A 17690-nucleotide genomic window follows, 5' to 3' on the forward strand; every position below is an offset into this window, starting at 1 on the left:
CCGGACGGAGTGTGGCTCACGGCGCAGTAAAACCGTGTTAGCGGTCACAATTCGACCTTTCTCACGGCGCGACGGTCTCGAGACGGTATCGCGTCGCACGGTCGTCGCCGCTGATCGACACTGTGAACTACCCGGCGAGTGGCCATACGGGTATGCCGATCGAAGACCGGGACAACGCCTATCTCATCACCCACGCACTGGCCAAGGACACGCTGAGTCGGATCCGCGACGTCGAGACCGAGCAGGTCAGCTTCCGGAAGGGACTGGTCAAACTCGGTCGGATCTGCGGCTACGAGATCATCGACGGCCGCATGGAGACCGAGTACGTCGAGATCGAGACGCCCTTAGAGCAGACGATGGGCGAACGCGTCCGCGGGCTCGACGACGTCGTGATCATCAACGTCTTGCGCGCGGCGACGCCGTTCGTCGAAGGGCTGCTGAAGGCGTTCCCGCGAGCGCGACAGGGCGTCATCAGCGCGAGCCGCGACGAGGAGGCCGGCCGCGAGGAGGACGGCTCGTTCCCCATTACGGTCGACTACGTGAAACTGCCCGAGATCACCGAGGACGACACGGTCATCATCGCCGACCCGATGCTCGCGACCGGGAGTACGATGTGTACCGTCCTCGATCACGTCGTCGAGAACGCGGTGCAGCCGGAGAACCTCATCGTCCTCTCGGCGGTGTCGGCACCGGAGGGACTGCTCCGTGTCGACGAGGAGTTCGACGAGGCCGACCTGCTGACGGTCTCGATCGACGACCGGCTCGACGACAACGGCTTTATCGTCCCCGGACTGGGCGACGCCGGCGACCGCGCGTTCCGCACGACCTGATACGGTTTGCCGTCCCGATGTCCCGGTGGGACCGCAGGGCGGTCGCGGTCCCACCGGCAATGACGGACAGTCGACCGTACGAACTCGCGCTCGAGCGATCGCCGAACGAACGGGTGGCGACGGACGCTTTCGGACCGCTTCGAATCGACCCACGGAGTACAGCGTCGTCGATCCGGACGACCTCGAGTACGCCGACGACCGGGCGTCCGTCGTGGCGATCGGTGTGCCGTCGGTCGACGCCGTCGCGCTCCCCCAACCCGAGACGTAAGCCCGACCCCCTATCGTTCTCCGTCGTCGGTGTCGATTCCCAGCACTGCGTTGACCGGACACCGTCGGATGACCGCGGTCGCGAGCAGGTCGCTCCCGGCGATGAACGCGAGAGAACCCAGAGTCCGGTCCCGGTTCCGGTAGCCGACCACCAGCAAGGTCACCGCCAGCACCGTCCGGCCGATGCGATCGAGACCGCCGACGTTTCGCTCCATAGCGGGGATACGATTGCGAGTCGGGTATAGCTTTCCCGCGACCTCCCTCGTTTCCGGTCGAGCCCCGCCACCGTCGGGCGGTCCCTCGGCAGGTCGGTCCAGTGGAACCGCCCGACAGAGCGGGGCCTCGCGACGCCGTGGTCCCTCACCATTCCCTTGCATTTTTAACACGAACGATCGTACGATCCGCCATGACCTATCGCTCGCTCGAGGCCACCGAGTCGCCGGACGTCCGCTTCCGTCTCGCGTTCGGGGCCTACGTCGGCCTGCTGGTCGCCGGCGTCGCCGCGGTCGTCGTCGTCGCGTTCGCGGACCCGACCGCGACGGCGCTGCTCGGAACGGCCGTCGCGGCGTTTCTCGGCGGCTGTCTCGCGGGCGTCGGCCTCGCGAGTCGGGTCCGCGGACTGGCGGTCCGGCTCGGCCGAACGTGGGGTCGTCGAGCAACGCTCGTCCTGTTGCCGGTCCCCTTCGGGCTCGCGGCCGCCGCATCGCTGGTGACGCCGCTCGAGTCGCCGGTCGGCGTCGTGGCGCTCGCGGCGGCGGTCGCCGTCGCCGTCGCGGGCTCGGTCCTCCGCTGGCTGGCCGCGACCCGCTCCGCCGACGCGCTCACGCCCGGGGACCCCACCGCCGCGTGGCGGTGGGAGTCGCCGAGTCGCCCCAGGCTGGACGCCCTCCTCCTCCTCGCGATGTGGCTCCTGTTGGGGATCGGCGACGGACTCGCCGGGAACTGGGCGGGAGCGCTCGTCTGGGCCGGACTGGCGCTCGCGTGGGCGGCCGACGGGCTCGCCGAGGGCCGGTGGCGGCTCGGGTCGATCGGTTCGACGCCCGAGATCCGTGTCTACGAGAACGGCCTCGTCAAGCGCCGGCCCTACACCCGGGAGTTCGTCCCCTGGGACGACGTCGCTCACGTCCGACTCCGCGAGGACGAACTCGTCCTCGATCGGGGGCTCTTCGACGTGCGTTTCGACCGCGACGAACTCCCGGACCTCGAGGCGGTCCGGGCCGAGATCGAGGGGCGGGTTCCGAACGGTGCGACGGGATAGGTTCACTCGAGGTCGGCTCGGCCGCTCGTCGCGCTTCGGAGCCGATCCCGTAGCGCTTCGCTTTCCGCGAGCGGGACGCGGACGTCGAAGGTGACCGCGGCCTCGTAGTCGGCGTCGAACTCGTAGCCCTCGCTCTCGAGGATCGAGCGGACGGTCCCCGAGTCGTCGTACTCGACGGTGATCACGACTCGCTCGTGGGGCCGCTCCTCTACGACCCCTGCCGCTTCGACGGCCTCCTTCACCGCACGGGAGTAGGCTCGCACGAGGCCGCCGACGCCGAGGTTCGTGCCGCCGTAATACCGCGTCACGACGACCGCACAGTTCTCGATCTCCCGCTGGGTGAGAACGTTCAGCGCCGGCTTGCCGGCGGAGCCGGAGGGCTCGCCGTCGTCGCTCGAGTACTCCCGGAGGAACTCGCCGTCGTCGCCGGCCCGGACCCGGTAGGCGGGCACGTTGTGGGTCGCGTCGGCGTACTCCTCGCGGACGGTCTCGACGAACGCCTCGGCTGCGTCGACGGACTCCACCGGGCGGACGTGGCCGAGAAACTCCGATCCTTGGACGACGAACTCGGCGGTTGCCGGCTCCGCGACGGTCCGGTAGGCGTCGCTCACGGGCGTCCCCTCCACGATCGAGGCCGGACGCGTGCCATATTCGCCGGTAGACCGGCCGGAGAAAAGAGCCCGTCGGTCGGCGCTTCTCGGGCCCGCGACGACCGGCTTGCGGGCGTTCCCACGGGATCCGCGCCGGCGGTTCGTCGCTTCTCACGGGGTATGTCGCTGCGTCCCATACCCTATTATCCCCCCACTCCCTATGTGGACACATGGACGGCGATGCAATCGATTCCGACCTCGCGGACGAGATCCACAGCGTCTGCCGAACGACGGTCGGCGACGAACTCCGCAGTATCACCTACTTCACCGAGGACGACGTCGAACAGCTGTATCTCCGCTCGGACCTGGAGCGGACGGCCGATCTGATCGGCTTCGCCGAACACGAACGGCTCGGGTTCCACTCCCAGTCGGCCTACCGGAACACCCAACTCGGCGAGTACGGGGCGACGATCCGAATGTTCGAGAACGGGTTCCTCTCGCGAGTCATTCGGGGCCCACACGGCGTCTGGGTGACGACCGACGACATGTCGATCGAGCGCTTCGAGGAACTGACGAGTGCGCTCGCGTCGGTGCTCGACGAGTACGCCGACGGCGTCGACGCGCTGGTTCCCGACGGGACCGACGCCGCCTGAGCCGTTACTGGAGTTCGATCTTCCGGACGAAGGGGAGATCGCGGATCTCGGTGATCACCTCGCCCGGCAGGTCGCCGTCGGTGATCAGGTAAAGTTTCGGCTCGTCGGTGAACTCGGGGTCCTCGCTGATCGTCTGGCGGATCGAGATGCCGTTGTCCGCGAGCGTTCCCGTGACCTCGGCGACGATTCCCTCCTGTTCGGCGTTCTGGACCGCGACCGACAGGACCGTCAGATCCAGCACCGGGGCGAGGTCCATCAGGCTCGGTACCTGCGAGATGTTCTGGAAGATGCGACGCAGTTCCGGGTCCTCGAGGATGACGTCGGTCGTCGAGTCGACGACCCGCCGGTCGACGCCGATCTCGCGGGCGATGCCGGTGTTCGGGATCTCGATCCCGCCGGAGACGACCCGGCCGTCGTCGTTGACCGAGAACCCTCGCTCGAGCAACAGCCTGATGACCGCCTGCTGGCTCGGCGATCCCTCGAACTTCTCCATGATCTCGTCGAACATTCGTTGTCGGCCCTACGGTCGGAACGGTATAATGCCCGGTGATCGAACCCGTTCGGCCGTTGCTCTCCACTCCGGCGGACCGAGCGGCTCGTCTGACGTGGGCTTTTGTACGTCCCGTTCGATACCGCTCCGTATGCGCGAACTCCGGAACTGCGACTTCTGTGACGGCGACGCCGCCGGGACGTTCGAGATCGTCCCGCCCGGACTCGAGCCGACCGAGGCCGAACAGCGACGGGTCGTCCTCTGTCCCGACTGCCGGGAGCGACTCGAAGGGCTGCTCGAGCCGCTGCTCGCGCGGGCTCGCGACGGCGGGGCCGCCGGTGGGGCAGAACCCAACGCGACCGACGACGAGCGATCCGACGGGGGCAGTTCGGCCGCGATCGCCCCGCCGAGCGCCGACGCGGCCGAGCCCGGCCCCGCCGATGCGGATGGCGACTCCGACACCGATACCGCAGACTCGTCGCTCGAGGACGGGATCACGTTCGAACGCGACGAGGGCGGTTCCGACACCGAATCGGCCGTCGATACTGCCGGCGACGACGGCTCCACCGCGGCCGACGCCGCCGACGCCGCCGACAGCGAACTCGATCGAGGCGACGATCGGGACGGGACCGCGACCGCCCGACCGGCGGCCTACGCCAAGGTCGTTCGGCTCTTGCGCAACCGCGAGTTCCCCATGGACCGACGCGCCGTCGAGGACCTGGCCGCCGGGGCCTACGACCTCGAGGACCGCGAGGTCGAGGCGATCGTCGATCACGCGGTCGAAGAGGGGGAGTTCGTCGAGAAGGGAGACACCCTTCGGCGGCCGTGACTAGAGCGTCCCCTTCGTGCTTGGCGTCCCCTCCCGGCGCTCGTCGATTCGGGTCGCGTCGTCGAGCGTCCGCGCCAGCGCTTTGAACAGCGCCTCGACCTCGTGGTGGGCGTTCTCGCCGTCGACCTCGAGATGGAGCGTCAGGCCGCCGTTCATCGCCAGCGACTCCCCGAAGTGACGGGCCATGTCGCTGGTGAACCCGCCGATCGACGCCTGGGAAAACGCCCCGTCGAAGTAAAACCGCGGGCGGCCGCTGACGTCGATGACGGCCCCCGCGACGGCCTCGTCCAGCGGGACGCGTCGGTCGGCGTACCGGACGATTCCCGATCGATCGCCAAGCGCCGCGTCGAACGCCTCGCCGAGGACGATCGCGACGTCCTCGACCGTGTGGTGGTCGTCGATCTCGAGGTCGCCGTCGCAGTCGACCTCGAGGTCGAACAGGCCGTGTTTCGCGAACGACGTCAGCATGTGATCGAAGAAGCCGATGCCGGTGTCGACCGCGGCCGTCCCGCTCCCGTCGATCTCGAGGGAACACTCGATCGACGTCTCGGCCGTCTCGCGCGTGACCGTTGCCGTTCGCTCGCTCATGTCCAACGCATGCCGCCCCCGATACAAGGCGGTTCCGCTCGTCGGTGTCCGTGTCGTGGCGACGTCCGAATCGGTCGCCGAACCCGGCGTGATCCGTCTGGACTCACGAAACCGGCTGAGCTACGATAATAAAACGTCTAAAAGAATCTGGGGCGGCATAAAACAGTCTTTTACGCGTCGTGCACGGGGGTGAAACGGACCGAAACGACGCCAACCGTCGACCCGTTATATGCAGCCTGCAGTGAATGTCTCACTCGAGACGAGGTGCCCCGATCCGATGCCAAACCCCTCCCCACTGTCGAACGAATCGCTCGGCCCGTCGAATCCCGAGGCGGAGCGCGACCGCGGCCGACTCCGCCGGTCGGTCAAACGCCCCGTACAGTTCCTGTCGTTCTGGGGCGCGATCGCGTTACCCTTCATCCATCTGCCGCTTCTCACGCAGGGGCTGGGTGATCCCCACGTGACGCTGACCTTCCTGGCCCTGCTCGCGATCAACGTCCTCGCGCTCTACGTCGGCCACGGCTACAACCGGTAAGTCCGGCTCGCGCGAGCGATCCCGGAACGGATACCTCGCCGCCCGGTGTCCGAATTGTTATTCCGGTTCGTCCCACATGTCGGCGTGTTCCATGCGGATTCGCGTCGACTGGCGCTCGAGTTGTAGTCTCACCGGGACGGTACTGAAGTGGCTCGCCGTCCCGCTCGGCGGCCCGCTCGTACTCGCACTCCTCGACGGCGACGATCCGCTCCCGTTTCTCGTCACGATCGCCGTCACCGTCGGTCTCGGAGCCGGCCTCGAGGCGCTGGCCGACGAGCGAGAGATTCGACAGCGGGAGGCGTTTCTGATGGTCGCGCTGACGTGGCTTGGCGTCGCGCTGATCGGGTCGCTCCCGTTTCTCGTCGCCGGTGACGGCGTCCTCGCGCGGCCGGTCAACGCCGTCTTCGAGAGTACCAGCGGCGTGACCACGACCGGCGCGACCGTGATCGCGGACTTTTCCGCCCACTCGCGGGCGATCATGCTCTGGCGGGCGATCCTCCAGTGGCTCGGCGGCCTCGGGATCCTGATCGTCGCGATCGGGCTGTTCTCGCACCTGCTCGTCGGCGGTGCCCAGTTGATGGAGACCGAAACGCAGACGCGAAACGTCCGCAAGCTCCGCCCTCACCTCGACGAGACTGCCCGCCTCATCTGGAGCATCTACATCGGCCTGACGGCGCTGACGACGCTCGTTCTGGTCGCGCTGTCGCTCGTCGGGCTCGCGCCCGAGATGGACCTCTACAACGCCGTCGCCCACGCGCTGACCAGCGTCTCGACCGCCGGCTTCTCGCCCCAGCCCGACAGCGTCGGCGCGTTCTCCCCGGCGGTCCAGTGGACGCTCATTCCCGTCATGATCGTCGGCGCGACCAACTTCGTGTTGCTCTATGCGATCACGCGGGGCGACTTTCGCCGCCCCTTCGAGTCGGCCGAATTCCGCTTTTATGCCGGTCTGCTCGCGACGGTGACGGCGATCGTCATCGCGACGCTCGTCCTCGATCCGGACCTCGCGATGGGGCTCGAGCCGACCGTTCGCCACGGGCTGTTCAACGTGGTGTCGATTGTGACGACGACGGGATACGCCTCGGCGAACTTCGATCTCTGGTCGCCCGGCGCGAAGCACATGCTGTTTCTGTGTATGTTCACCGGCGGAATGGCGGGCTCGACGACGTGTTCGATCAAGTCGTTACGGTGGCTGGTGGTACTCAAGGCCTTTCGCCGGAACCTGTTTACCGCCATCCACCCGGACGCGGTGCGACCGATTCGGCTCGACGACTCCGTCGTCGACGAGGAGACGGTCGGCGACGTCTTCACCTACGTCACTCTCGCGCTGGTCATCTTCTTCCTGTTGACGGTCGTGATCGTCGTCGACGCCGCTCGCGTCGGGTCGCCGGTCGACGAGTTCGACGCCCTCGGCGCGGCCGCATCGATCTTTCTCAACATCGGCCCCGCGTTCGGCGTCGCCGGCCCGTTCGACAACTACCTGGCGTTCTCGCCGCTGACCCGCGCGATCATGATCGTCATGATGTGGATCGGCCGTATCGAGATCATTCCCGTCCTCGTGCTGTTGACGCCGGAGTTCTGGCGGTCCTAAATTTTGCTCTGCGGGCCGCGCCTAGCGGGCCTCGGCAAAATTCAGTATAAAAGCACCGGAAGACGAAAAGCGTCTTCCGAGCTCTCGTTCACTTCGTTCACGAGAACATTCCTCCCTCCGTTTCGGCTCGCAGAGCGAGCCTCCCCATCGGTCGTCGCCCCGCTCGCTCACTCGCTCACGGCTGCGCCGTTCGCCTGTTCGCGGCGCTTCGCGCCGCGCAATCGTTCGCTCGCGGTCTGTAATTGGGAGCAGCCTTCCCTCCCCCGTGTCCCACGGCTCTCGCGGCGCTCGAGTCGCGCTCCCGGCCGCCGACACCGTCTCTTTCGGTTCGCTCGAGCCGACTACTCGTCACCGTCGACCGCGGTCTGTGCTTCCTCGAGAGTGAAATTGCCCTCGTAGAGCGCGCTCCCGACGACCACGGCTGCCGCGCCGGCGTCGGCGAGGTCACGGACGTCCGCGAGGGTCGCGACGCCGCCGCTGGCGATCACCGGGATATCGGTCGCACCGACCAGTTCGCGGACCGGGTCGGTCGCGACGCCTTCGAGTCGCCCCTCGACGTCGACGTTGGTAAACAGGATTGCGGCGGCACCGAGGTCCTCGTAGCGCTTGGCCGCTTCGACGGGGCTGATCCCCGCGCCCTCGGTCCAGCCCTCGACGACGACCTCGCCGTCCTTCGCGTCGAGGCTGACCACGACGCTGTCCGGCTGTCGGTCGCTGATCTCGCCGACGATCTCCGGCGACTCGACCGCCGCCGTCCCGAGGATCACCCGGTCGACGCCCCGCTCGAGCAGATCGACGGCGTCGTCGGCGGTGCGGATGCCCCCGCCCAACTGCGTGGGGACCTCGACGGCGTCGATCACCGCGTCGATGGCGTCCGCGTTCTTCCGTTCGCCCTCGAATGCCCCGTCGAGGTCGATCAGGTGCAGCGATTCCGCGCCGGCGTCGATCCACCGCCGGGCGGCCTCGACCGGCTCGCCGTAGGTCTTTTCCGTGCCGCGCTCGCCCTGCACGAGCTGGACGACCTCGCCGTCCTGAATGTCGACCGCGGGGATCACCTCGAACTCGCCGAATTCGCCGCTCGCGTCGTCGGTCATACTCGAGTGGGCGTGGCCGGCGCGAGTAAAGGCGACGGTTTCGGCGAACCGCCATCGCCGCGACACTGTTCCACTTCCGGACAGAATTACTACAAGTGGGGTCGGTGTGGGTCCGTCCATGCCGCTGGTGGCGTTCGATTCGCTCGTCCAAACGACGTCCACGCAGCCCGAGATAACGGCGGACATGCTCGTGGTCTTCGGCGTCGTCGTCCTCGCGCTCGTGTTCTTTCTCACCGAGCGGTTGCCGATCGACGTGACCGCGATCCTGTTGATCGTGGTGCTGGTCGTCCTCGAGCCCTGGACGGGCGTCGACGCCGAGACCGGTATCTCGGGGTTTGCGAACGAGGCGACGATCACCGTGTTGGCCATGCTCATCTTGAGCGGTGGCATCAGCCGAACCGGACTCGTCCAAGCACTCGGACGGCGGATGGCCGCGTTCGCGGGCGATAGCCTCCGCAAGCAACTGTTCGCGACCGTCGCTGCGACCGGCCCGGTGTCGGGATTTTTGAACAACACGCCAGTGGTCGCACTGCTCGTCCCGGTGGTCACCGACATCGCGAACCGTGGGAACACGTCGCCGTCGAAGCTCCTCATCCCGCTGTCGTACGCCTCACAGATCGGCGGGATGCTCACGCTGATCGGCACCTCGACGAATATCCTCGCGAGCGATGTCAGCGCCCGGCTGGGATCCCGGTATCCCGAACTCCACCGATTCTCGATGTTCGAGTTTACGAAACTCGGCGTCATCGTCCTCCTCGTCGGGTCGCTGTATCTGATCTTCGTCAGTCACTACCTACTCCCCGCACGCATCCCGCCGCGGGCGGATTACCTCGAGACATACGATGTCGAAGACTACGTCGCCGACATCGCCGTCGTGCCGGGGTCCTCGCTCGCCGGTCGAACCGTTCGCGAGGCGACCGCGGCGCTCGGCGCCAGCATCGATGTCGTTCAGGTCGTCCACGACGAGGGCCGATCGGTCGCGCCCCGGCAGGCGACGCGACTGACCGAAGGTGACGTACTCGTCGTCCGGACCGATCGCGACGCCATCGCGACGCTCGAGGCCGTCGACGGGATCGAACCGGTCGGTCGTCCGACCGCCGTCGACGACCTCGCGATCCCGGCCGACGCGGGCGTCATTACGGAACTGGTCGTCTCGCTTGACTCGCGGCTCGTCGGCGAACGGCTCGACCCCGAGGCCTTCCGCGAGGAGTTCAACGCGGCGGTCCTCGGGCTTCGCCACCGGGGCGAACTCGTCGGCGACCGCATCGTCGGCACGCGCCTCGACGTCGGTGATACCCTGCTCGTTCAGGCGCCGCCGGACACGCTCGACCGACTCGCCCGCCGCGACGACGTGATCGTCGCGCGCGAGCCGCCCCGACCCGAGTACCGTGCGGATAAGGCACCGATCGCCGTCGCCATCATGATCGGCGTCGTCGCCGTCGCCGCCCTCGAGATCTATCCGATCCTCGTCGCCGCACTCGCGGGCGTCGTCGCGATGGTCGTCACCGGCGTCTTGGAGCCCAACGAACTCTACGACGCCGTCGAGTGGGACATCATCTTCCTGCTGGCCGGCGTGATCCCGCTCGGCATCGCCCTCGAGGAGACCGGCGGCGCAGCGTATCTCGCCTGGCTGGTCGTCCAATCGGCGGGGTTCCTGCCGACACTCGTCGTCCTGTGGCTGTTCTACGTTCTGACTGGCCTGCTCACGGAGGTCATCAGCAACAACGCGAGCGTCGTCTTACTGATCCCGGTCGCGGCGGCCGCGGCGACGGGAATCGGCGCGAACCCGTTCGCGTTCGTGCTAGCGGTGACCTTCGCCGCGAGTACCGCCTTCCTCGGCCCGATCGGCTACCAGACGAACCTCTTCGTCTACGGACCGGGCGGCTATCGCTTCAGCGATTACGCGCGAGTCGGCGCGCCGCTGCAGTTGCTGCTGTCGATCGTCACCGTGCTTGGCATCGCGTTCTTCTGGGGCGTCTGATGGGTGTTCCCCACAGTAATCTCACACGTTACCCTGAAATGACAGGACGTCGTCCGTTCCCGTATGGATCGAGTTCGAGACCGACCGGCGACTGCGCTGACGGGGCTGATCGAGCGATGAAGCCGCGCTACATCGACGCAATCATCGATCTCGCCTACGGCGGCCTGATTTTCGTCTCGGTCGTTTTGATCGTCGTCGAGGGAACGCGGGTCGGGTTAGCGCTCGGGTTGGGCGTCCTCGTCTCGTACGCGTTACACGTGATCTGGAAGATGGCGCGCTTCGATCCGGACTGGATGACGGGGGAGATGGAAGAGACGGTCGAAGAGGCCGTCGAACAGACGATCGGCGAGCAGGTCGACACGGTCCAGCAACGGATCGAAACCGTCGACGAACGGATCGACCGTCGGCCACGCGAGGACGAAATCGAGGATCTCCTCGAGGAGACGGTCGTCGACGCCGACGAACCGGACGAGACCGGCGACGCCGCTCGATAGCCCCTCGTCACCGATGCGTTTCGCCGATCGAAATCCCGCGTCCTGCGGCCGTCGATCCTCTCTGCGTACGAGACGGCATAACGAATATCCGAATCGACGTGATAGCCCTCTCAGTATGGTGTCCGCGTTGCTTCTTGTCGGAATTCTCGTCGCTGTTTTCGTGGGGTACAACGTCGGCGGTGCGACGACCGGCCCCGCGTTCGGCCCGGCCGTCGGTGCCGATGCGATCTCGAAGACTGCGGCCGGCGTGTTGATGACGGTGTTTTTCTTCGTCGGGGCGTGGACGATCGGTCGCCGCGTCGTCGATACCCTCGGCCGTGAACTCGTCCGGGATCCCGGCGTCTTCACGCTCGAGGCGAGTATCGGCGTCCTCTTCTTTATCGGCGCTGCGTTGTTCGTAGGCAATTTCTTCGGCGTCCCCGCGTCGACGTCGATGACTGCCGTCGGTTCGATCGCGGGACTCGGACTCGCCGCCGGCGAACTCGACGTAGCGGTCATGGGCGAGATCGCCATCTGGTGGATCGTCTCTCCGTTTATCGGCTTCTGGGTCTCGCTGATCATCGGCCGCTACTTCTACTCGTGGCTCAACCGACGGCTCGCGATGGCGCGCAGTGAGGGCCCCCTCTACCGGCTCGATCGGTCCCGTCGCGTTCCGATTCCGGTGCCGACCGAGACCACGAACCGGCGCGAACTGGGGGGCGTGGCGATGGTGATCGTCATCGGCTGTCTGATGGCCTTCTCCTCCGGGACCTCGAACATCGCGAACGCGGTCGCCCCGCTCGTCGGCAGCGGCGAACTCGCGATGAATCCCGCGATCGTCATCGGCTGTGCCGCGGTCGGGATCGGCACGGTCACGATCGCGCGGCGCACCCTCGAGACGATGGGGAACGATCTCACGGAACTGCCGTTGACGGCGGCGATCGTCACCGCGACGGTGAGCGCCTCGCTCGTGATCTTCCTCTCCGTCATCGGCATTCCCGCGAGTTTCGTCATCATCGCGACGATGTGTATCATCGGTCTCGGCTGGGGACGGGCGACGCGTCCGATAACGGTGACCGACGCCGTCCGGGGCGAAGGGTCGGTCCCGATCTCCGTCGACGCCCTGACCGCCGACGAGGCGGGCGAAGCGCTGCCGCCGATCGGCGACGAGGACCCCGAACGGGTTCCCAGCGCGTCCGACCTCTTCGATCCGGCGACGACGGCCCGCGTGGTCCTCATGCAGAACGTCGTCCCGGTCATCGCGACGGCCGGCGCGTACGCCACGTTTCGGTTCGTTCCGTTCTTCGGACTCTGACTCGAGGCGCCCTCTCAGTTCGCCGTGCTGGACTCGGGGCCGAGTATCGCGCTCGGCAGCGCCCGAGGCCGTCTCCCGTACCCGCTCGGTCTTCGATCCGATCCGGGACCGCGCCGCCCTGCGTGTTTATTCCTCTCGGTGTGGAACGGGACGTATGGTTTCACGCGTTCTGGTTCCGATGGAGGACTCGGAAATGAGCGAACGCGCCCTCGAGTACGCCCTCGAGGTCTTTCCGGACGCCGAGATAACCGTCTTACACGTCGTCGGCGAACCGTCCCAGATGTGGGGGTACGCGACGGGACTCGCGCTCGCCGACGATCTCGAGGAGGCGGCGGAGGAACGCGCCGAAAACGTGTTCGATCGCGCACGCGAGATCGTCGCGGACGCCGGCGGCGACGCAACACTCGAGACCGTGATCGCATTCGGCCATCCCGCTCGTGCAATCATCAATCGGACCGACGACTACGAGACGGTCGTCATCGGCACTCACAGCGGGTCCGTTTCGGACCGCATCTTCGTCGGTAACGTCGCCGAGAAGGTATTCCGGCGGTCTTCGGTTCCCGTCGTGGTCGTCCGGTAAGCCGACGACCTGCCGTTGCCATCGGCCCGGACCGACCCGCGTCTCGAGCCGTCCCTCGACGTTCGTAAAGAGGAGCGTGGCGGCCCCGAGGTCCTCGTACCGCCCTGCGGCGTCCACGGGGTTGATCCCGGCACTTCGGTCCAGCCCTCGACGACGGCCTCGCCGTCCTTCGCGTCGAGGTTCGCCACGACGCCGTCGGGGTGGTCCTCGCTGATCTCGGTGACGATGTCGGGATCCTCGACGGCCGCCGTCCCGAGGATGACCCGGTCGACGCCGCGCTCGAGCAGGCCGACGGTCCGAATGCCCCCGCCCAATTGCGTCGGCACGTCGACGGCGTCGATCACCGCGTCGATGGCGTCGGCGTTTCGCCGCTCGCCGTCGAGATCGACCAGGTGCAGCGACCCCGCGCCGGCGTCGATCCATCGCCGGGCGGCCTCGACCGGCTCGCCGTCGCGCTTCTCGGTACCGCCTTCCCTCTGAACCAACTCGACGACGTCTCCGTCCGAGATGTCGACCGCCGGAATCACTTCGAACTCGCCGCTCGTATCGTCGGCCACACTCGAGTTCGCGAGGGCGGCGCGAGTAGAGGCGACGGTTTCGCGGTCACTGCCGTCTCCGCACCCGATCACGGCGGCTCGCTCCGCGGTCGTCGGGGCGACCCGGACTCGCGCCAGTCGACCGGCGGCTCGGCTCCGCACAGCCGACGGCCCCACTCGGCCACCCCGACGTCGGCGGGCACCAGCTCGTCGAGTTCGACGAGTCCGTCCTGAACGAACGGCAGCGGATCGTCCCGGCTCAAGACGTCGAACCTCGGCTGCCGGTAGCAAGAGGCCGCTATCTCCCCGATCGATCGGAGCAGCCCCGGTCGATCGACGAGGGGCGATTCGTCGCGATAGAGACTTAGCAAGTAGTTCAGTTCCCCCTTCAGGTAGTGACAGCCGACGCCGTGCTCGTAGTCGGGATCGATCTCGTCCTCGCGACCGGTCGCGAGCTGCCAATAGTACCGCGGGAAATCGGCCCCCATCTGGACGTTCGCGGACAGCGAGGTCCACATCCGGGGGTTGATCTCCGTGAGGTAGAACTCCCCCGTCTCGGGGTGGCGCATGTACTCGATACAGGCGAGCCCGTGCCAGTCGAGTTCCTCGAGCAACCGACGCGCGACGTCCTCGAGTTCCGGGTCGAAGGTGGACTCGCGGTAGACCCCGCCCCCGCCGACGTAGGAGCTCCCTCGGATCTGTTCGTGTTGAAACGTCGCGACGGGCTCGCCGTGATCGTAGAGGGCACCGACCATGTACTCCTCAGCGATCGGGACGAACTCCTGGACGATCGGCTCGTGGCCGAACGCCTCCCGGAGGCGCGCGCGGTCGGGCGCCTCCCCGGGCTCGAGGTGTTCGACCGTCTTGTTCCGGACCGCCGCGCCGGCCGTCTCGGCGTCGACGTACTCGTCGACCACCAGATTGTACCGCGATTTGACGATCGAGCGCGACTCGACCGTTCCGACATCGCCGACCGGGACGGTTCGCGGGACCGGGACGCCCGCCGCGTCCGCGGCGTCACGCAGGCGGAGTCGGTCGTGAACGCCCTCGAGGACCTCGAGGGACGGCCAGGGCGTCGCGACGTGATCGGCGAACGCCGCCCGGTGTTTCGAGAGGACGTACGCGTCCTCCTCGCGAAGCGGGATGATCGTTCGCACGTCCTCCCGGCGCGCGAGCGACCGCAGCGCGTTCGCGTACTCGTCGATCGCCGTCTCGGGGTCCGGAACCAGCACGGCCTCGTCGCAGTATTTCGAACAGACGGTCTTGGCCGTCGGCGTCTCCGAGGCGACGATCGTGGTGACGCCGGCGTTCGCCAGCGATCGAACGCAGGCGTCGGAACTCGGGACCGGGGACGCGGAGAGGACGACCGCATCCCCGTCGGTACCGTTCGGACGTGCGGGTGGGGCAGGATCCATGGACTAGGAGCAACGACTGCTCCGACGGCGACCGTACTCGTTGTAATAGTGGTGATACAACCGATACGACGCTCCTACGCCGATCGCGTCGTCGCCCGTCTTCCCGTTCGGTGCGATTTACTTTGTACGGGCGAAGCGCCCGCCGCCGGATTCGCGTCCGATCCCTGAACGGTCCGCTCGAATAGCGTGATTTTTAGGGTCGGCTCTCGTCACGTCCGAACGTGCCGGAAGTACTGCTTATCGTGGGGCTCCTCGTCGCCGTCTTCGTCGGATTCAACATCGGTGGTTCGACGACCGGCCCCGCGTTCGGACCGGCCGTCGGCGCGAACGTGATCACCAAGGTGATGGCCGCCGGCCTGATGTCGATCTTCTTCTTCGTCGGGGCCTACACCATCGGCCCGCAGGTCGTCACGACGCTCGGCGAAGAACTCGTTACCGACACCTCGATCTTCACGCTGCGCTCGAACGTCGCCGTCCTCTTTTTTATCGGCGGCGCGCTGTTCGTCGGCAACTACGCCGGCGTCCCCGCATCGACGTCGATGACCGCGGTCGGTGCCATCGCCGCGCTGGGGATGGCGACCGGCGAACTCAACTGGGACGTTCTCGGGGAGATCGTCGTCTGGTGGATCGTCGCGCCGATCCTCGGGTTCTGGGTCGCCGGCGTCGTCGGCCGGTACTTCTACCCGCGGATCAACGCCTGGATCGCCATCGAATCGAAAGAGGGGGGTCGACCGATGGTCTCGATCGACCGGTCCGGACTCGTCCCGCGACTCCAGTTCGGCGCCGACGCCGACCGCCGGGAGATCACGGGGGCGTTGACCGTCGTCGCGATCGGCTGTCTCATGGGCTTTTCCTCGGGGACGAGCAACATCGCAAACGCGATCGCGCCGATCTACGGCACCGGCGACGTCGACATGGTGCCGCTGATCCTGATCGGCTCGGCGGCGGTCGCGGTCGGCTGTTTCACGATCGCCCGCCGGACGCTCGACACGCTGGGCAACGACATCACGAACCTGCCGCTGACGGCGGCGATCGTCGTCGCGGTCATCAGTTCGGGGATCGTCATCGGGCTGTCGTCGATCGGCGTCCCCGCCAGCTTCGTCGTCATCGCGACGATGAGCATCGTCGGGCTGGGCTGGGGTCGGGCCACCCGGACGACGACGCTGTCCGACGCCGCCCGCGGCGAGGAGACCCGGGTCTCGGTCGGCGCGCTGACCGCCGAGGAGGAGGGCGAACGCTCCCCCGAAATCGGCGAGGAAGACGTCGAGGACATCCCCAAGGCCTCGGACCTGTTCGATCCCTCGACGACCGCTCGAGTCATTCTGATGCAGAACGTCGTCCCGGCCATCTCGACGGTCGGGGCCTACTTCACCTTCCGATTCGTCCCGATCTTCGGGTTCTGACCGCTCGCGGATCGACGGCCAGTTTATCGCGTCCCGAGGCCCTCTGTGCCGACCGGGACCGTTCGATGCGTTCTTCCGTGTCTCCCCGAGGAGGACCGAACGTGGTCCGAGGCCACCGCCTCGGCGACCAGCGACGATTCACCTCCGTGTCGGGGTTGATTTCGGATTCGGCAAATACAACCACTACTTGACGGGTTCCGTTCCACATTTCTTTTTGTTCTCGGGACTGTCCGCCGATCCTGTAACGAACAGGGTGATTCTTTCCTTCGAATTGGTCGATTCTGACTCATAGACAATTTAGGACTGAACAGCAAGCTATACCAGTGCGGGACTCGAACCGAAGACTGATGCCCACGGTAGAATACCTCAACTACGAAGTACTGGACGACCACGGCTGGGACATGGACGACGACGACCTCTTCGATGAGGCCGCAGACGCGGGCCTCGACGACGAGGACTACGGGTCGCTCGATGTCGCCGAGGGCGAATACATCCTCGAGGCGGCCGAGGCTCAGGGCTACGACTGGCCCTTCTCGTGTCGCGCAGGTGCCTGTGCGAACTGCGCGGCGATCGTCAAGGAAGGCGAGATCGACATGGACATGCAGCAGATTCTCTCCGACGAGGAAGTCGAAGAGAAGAACGTCCGCCTGACCTGTATCGGCTCGGCCGAGACCGACGAGGTCAAGATCGTCTACAACGCAAAGCACCTCGACTACCTGCAGAACCGCGTCATTTAAACAGCGCACCGGCGCTGTGACGGGCGACCTCTCTTTCGGTCGCGTTTTCCGCCGCTCCGTTGGTTCCGCAGTCACCGGCTCGTCGGGTTCGGTTATCCTATAGTAGCCGCTGAAAGTCATTGCACACCCGATCGCACGACAGCGTTGCGATCAGTGTGTGAATCGTTTCAGCGGCTACTATAGCGCTCTTCCCCGCTCCATCGGTCCCGGCCGTTCGCGCGTGACACCGTTCATCTCGAGAGCGGAGTCGTTGCCCCGCCACGAGTTCTCCCTGCCGGTCGTCCCGGCCGTTGTTCCCGGCCGGGCCACTGTCTCTCCGCGATCCATCAGTTGAATTCTTTTTCAATAACTTGGTCCACTGCTTCATGATTCACTCCTCGACTATCCGATTTAAAACGAATGAATAGGGCGTGTTCGAATCTCGACCACAATAATTAATTGATCTAACTCTCAATTGTTGGTGATGACACTCGCCACGGACCGATTACAGCACTATCTCGAGGACGAACTCGACGTTCTCTCGGCGCT

The 17690-nt window shown here is 66.5% G+C and carries 19 protein-coding genes and 1 pseudogene; 13 read left to right on the forward strand and 7 right to left on the reverse strand.

Annotation, left to right across the window (positions count from 1 at the left end; all coding sequences use genetic code 11):
- The first annotated feature begins 152 nt into the window (after positions 1 to 152).
- The gene (upp, locus tag A6E15_RS16505) at positions 153 to 830 is read left to right on the forward strand and encodes a uracil phosphoribosyltransferase (protein WP_076147831.1); all 678 of its coding nucleotides are present in this window, start codon (positions 153 to 155) and stop codon (positions 828 to 830) included.
- 25 nt (positions 831 to 855) lie between these two features.
- Complete coding sequence (locus A6E15_RS16510) at positions 856 to 1098, forward strand: hypothetical protein (RefSeq protein ID WP_076147832.1); 243 nt, start codon at positions 856 to 858, stop codon at positions 1096 to 1098.
- Positions 1099 to 1108: 10 nt separating this feature from the next.
- Here A6E15_RS16510 and A6E15_RS16515 read toward each other — a convergent pair whose 3' ends face one another.
- Positions 1109 to 1312 carry a YgaP family membrane protein gene (locus tag A6E15_RS16515; RefSeq protein ID WP_076147834.1) on the reverse strand — a complete coding sequence of 68 codons (204 nt, stop codon included), beginning with the start codon at positions 1310 to 1312 and terminating at the stop codon, positions 1109 to 1111.
- A gap of 191 nt (positions 1313 to 1503) precedes the next feature.
- Here A6E15_RS16515 and A6E15_RS16520 point away from each other — a divergent pair, with 191 nt between their 5' ends.
- The gene (locus A6E15_RS16520) at positions 1504 to 2355 is read left to right on the forward strand and encodes a hypothetical protein (protein WP_076147836.1); all 852 of its coding nucleotides are present in this window, start codon (positions 1504 to 1506) and stop codon (positions 2353 to 2355) included.
- Positions 2356 to 2357: 2 nt separating this feature from the next.
- Here A6E15_RS16520 and A6E15_RS16525 read toward each other — a convergent pair whose 3' ends face one another.
- Positions 2358 to 2966, reverse strand: a complete 609-nt coding sequence (locus A6E15_RS16525) for an IMPACT family protein (protein ID WP_076148416.1) — start codon at positions 2964 to 2966, stop codon at positions 2358 to 2360.
- A 209-nt stretch (positions 2967 to 3175) separates the two neighbouring features.
- Between A6E15_RS16525 and A6E15_RS16530 the strand changes: the two genes are divergently transcribed.
- Positions 3176 to 3598 (forward strand): DUF7522 family protein, encoded by a 423-nt coding sequence (locus A6E15_RS16530; protein WP_076147838.1) that lies wholly within the window; start codon positions 3176 to 3178, stop codon positions 3596 to 3598.
- A gap of 4 nt (positions 3599 to 3602) precedes the next feature.
- Here A6E15_RS16530 and A6E15_RS16535 read toward each other — a convergent pair whose 3' ends face one another.
- Positions 3603 to 4106, reverse strand: a complete 504-nt coding sequence (locus A6E15_RS16535; protein ID WP_076147839.1) for an amino acid-binding protein — start codon at positions 4104 to 4106, stop codon at positions 3603 to 3605.
- 133 nt (positions 4107 to 4239) lie between these two features.
- On the opposite strand from A6E15_RS16535, the gene A6E15_RS16540 reads away from it, so the two are divergent.
- The gene (locus tag A6E15_RS16540; RefSeq protein WP_076147841.1) at positions 4240 to 4917 is read left to right on the forward strand and encodes a hypothetical protein; all 678 of its coding nucleotides are present in this window, start codon (positions 4240 to 4242) and stop codon (positions 4915 to 4917) included.
- Here the strand turns inward: A6E15_RS16540 and hisB are convergent, their stop codons facing one another.
- On the reverse strand, positions 4918 to 5505 hold the full coding sequence (gene hisB, locus A6E15_RS16545; protein WP_076147843.1) for an imidazoleglycerol-phosphate dehydratase HisB: 588 nt from the start codon (positions 5503 to 5505) through the stop codon (positions 4918 to 4920).
- 277 nt (positions 5506 to 5782) lie between these two features.
- On the opposite strand from hisB, the gene A6E15_RS16550 reads away from it, so the two are divergent.
- Both A6E15_RS16550 and A6E15_RS16555 read left to right on the forward strand, forming a co-directional pair.
- Positions 5783 to 6040, forward strand: coding sequence for a hypothetical protein (locus A6E15_RS16550; protein WP_076147844.1), 258 nt, complete (start codon positions 5783 to 5785; stop codon positions 6038 to 6040).
- Positions 6041 to 6131: 91 nt separating this feature from the next.
- Positions 6132 to 7628, forward strand: coding sequence for a TrkH family potassium uptake protein (locus tag A6E15_RS16555; protein ID WP_076148418.1), 1497 nt, complete (start codon positions 6132 to 6134; stop codon positions 7626 to 7628).
- A gap of 341 nt (positions 7629 to 7969) precedes the next feature.
- Here A6E15_RS16555 and hisA read toward each other — a convergent pair whose 3' ends face one another.
- Positions 7970 to 8722, reverse strand: coding sequence for a 1-(5-phosphoribosyl)-5-[(5-phosphoribosylamino)methylideneamino]imidazole-4-carboxamide isomerase (gene hisA / locus A6E15_RS16560; RefSeq protein ID WP_076148419.1), 753 nt, complete (start codon positions 8720 to 8722; stop codon positions 7970 to 7972).
- 118 nt (positions 8723 to 8840) lie between these two features.
- Here hisA and A6E15_RS16565 point away from each other — a divergent pair, with 118 nt between their 5' ends.
- The 4 genes from A6E15_RS16565 to A6E15_RS16580 all read left to right on the forward strand — a co-directional run bounded on the left by A6E15_RS16565 (position 8841) and on the right by A6E15_RS16580 (position 13071).
- The gene (locus tag A6E15_RS16565) at positions 8841 to 10703 is read left to right on the forward strand and encodes an SLC13 family permease (RefSeq protein WP_076147846.1); all 1863 of its coding nucleotides are present in this window, start codon (positions 8841 to 8843) and stop codon (positions 10701 to 10703) included.
- Positions 10704 to 10819: 116 nt separating this feature from the next.
- Entirely contained in the window at positions 10820 to 11197 is a 378-nt protein-coding gene (locus A6E15_RS16570) for a hypothetical protein (RefSeq protein ID WP_076147847.1), read from the forward strand.
- 115 nt (positions 11198 to 11312) lie between these two features.
- Positions 11313 to 12491 carry an inorganic phosphate transporter gene (locus tag A6E15_RS16575; protein WP_076147849.1) on the forward strand — a complete coding sequence of 393 codons (1179 nt, stop codon included), beginning with the start codon at positions 11313 to 11315 and terminating at the stop codon, positions 12489 to 12491.
- Positions 12492 to 12645: 154 nt separating this feature from the next.
- Entirely contained in the window at positions 12646 to 13071 is a 426-nt protein-coding gene (locus A6E15_RS16580; RefSeq protein ID WP_076148421.1) for a universal stress protein, read from the forward strand.
- Positions 13072 to 13113: 42 nt separating this feature from the next.
- Here A6E15_RS16580 and A6E15_RS16585 read toward each other — a convergent pair.
- Together A6E15_RS16585 and A6E15_RS16590 are read right to left on the reverse strand one after the other, a co-directional pair.
- Positions 13114 to 13628: pseudogene (locus A6E15_RS16585) on the reverse strand (HisA/HisF-related TIM barrel protein); the annotation flags it as partial.
- 68 nt (positions 13629 to 13696) lie between these two features.
- A complete protein-coding gene (locus tag A6E15_RS16590; protein WP_076147850.1) occupies positions 13697 to 15022 on the reverse strand; it encodes a carboxylate--amine ligase in 1326 nt (441 codons plus the stop codon).
- A gap of 221 nt (positions 15023 to 15243) precedes the next feature.
- Between A6E15_RS16590 and A6E15_RS16595 the strand changes: the two genes are divergently transcribed.
- Positions 15244 to 16425 carry an inorganic phosphate transporter gene (locus tag A6E15_RS16595; protein ID WP_076147852.1) on the forward strand — a complete coding sequence of 394 codons (1182 nt, stop codon included), beginning with the start codon at positions 15244 to 15246 and terminating at the stop codon, positions 16423 to 16425.
- 347 nt (positions 16426 to 16772) lie between these two features.
- On the forward strand, positions 16773 to 17162 hold the full coding sequence (fer, locus tag A6E15_RS16600; RefSeq protein WP_076147854.1) for a ferredoxin Fer: 390 nt from the start codon (positions 16773 to 16775) through the stop codon (positions 17160 to 17162).
- The last annotated feature ends 528 nt before the right edge of the window (positions 17163 to 17690 follow it).

Source organism: Natrinema saccharevitans (genome assembly GCF_001953745.1).
In the GTDB taxonomy this organism is placed as follows: Archaea; Halobacteriota; Halobacteria; order Halobacteriales; family Natrialbaceae; genus Natrinema; species Natrinema saccharevitans.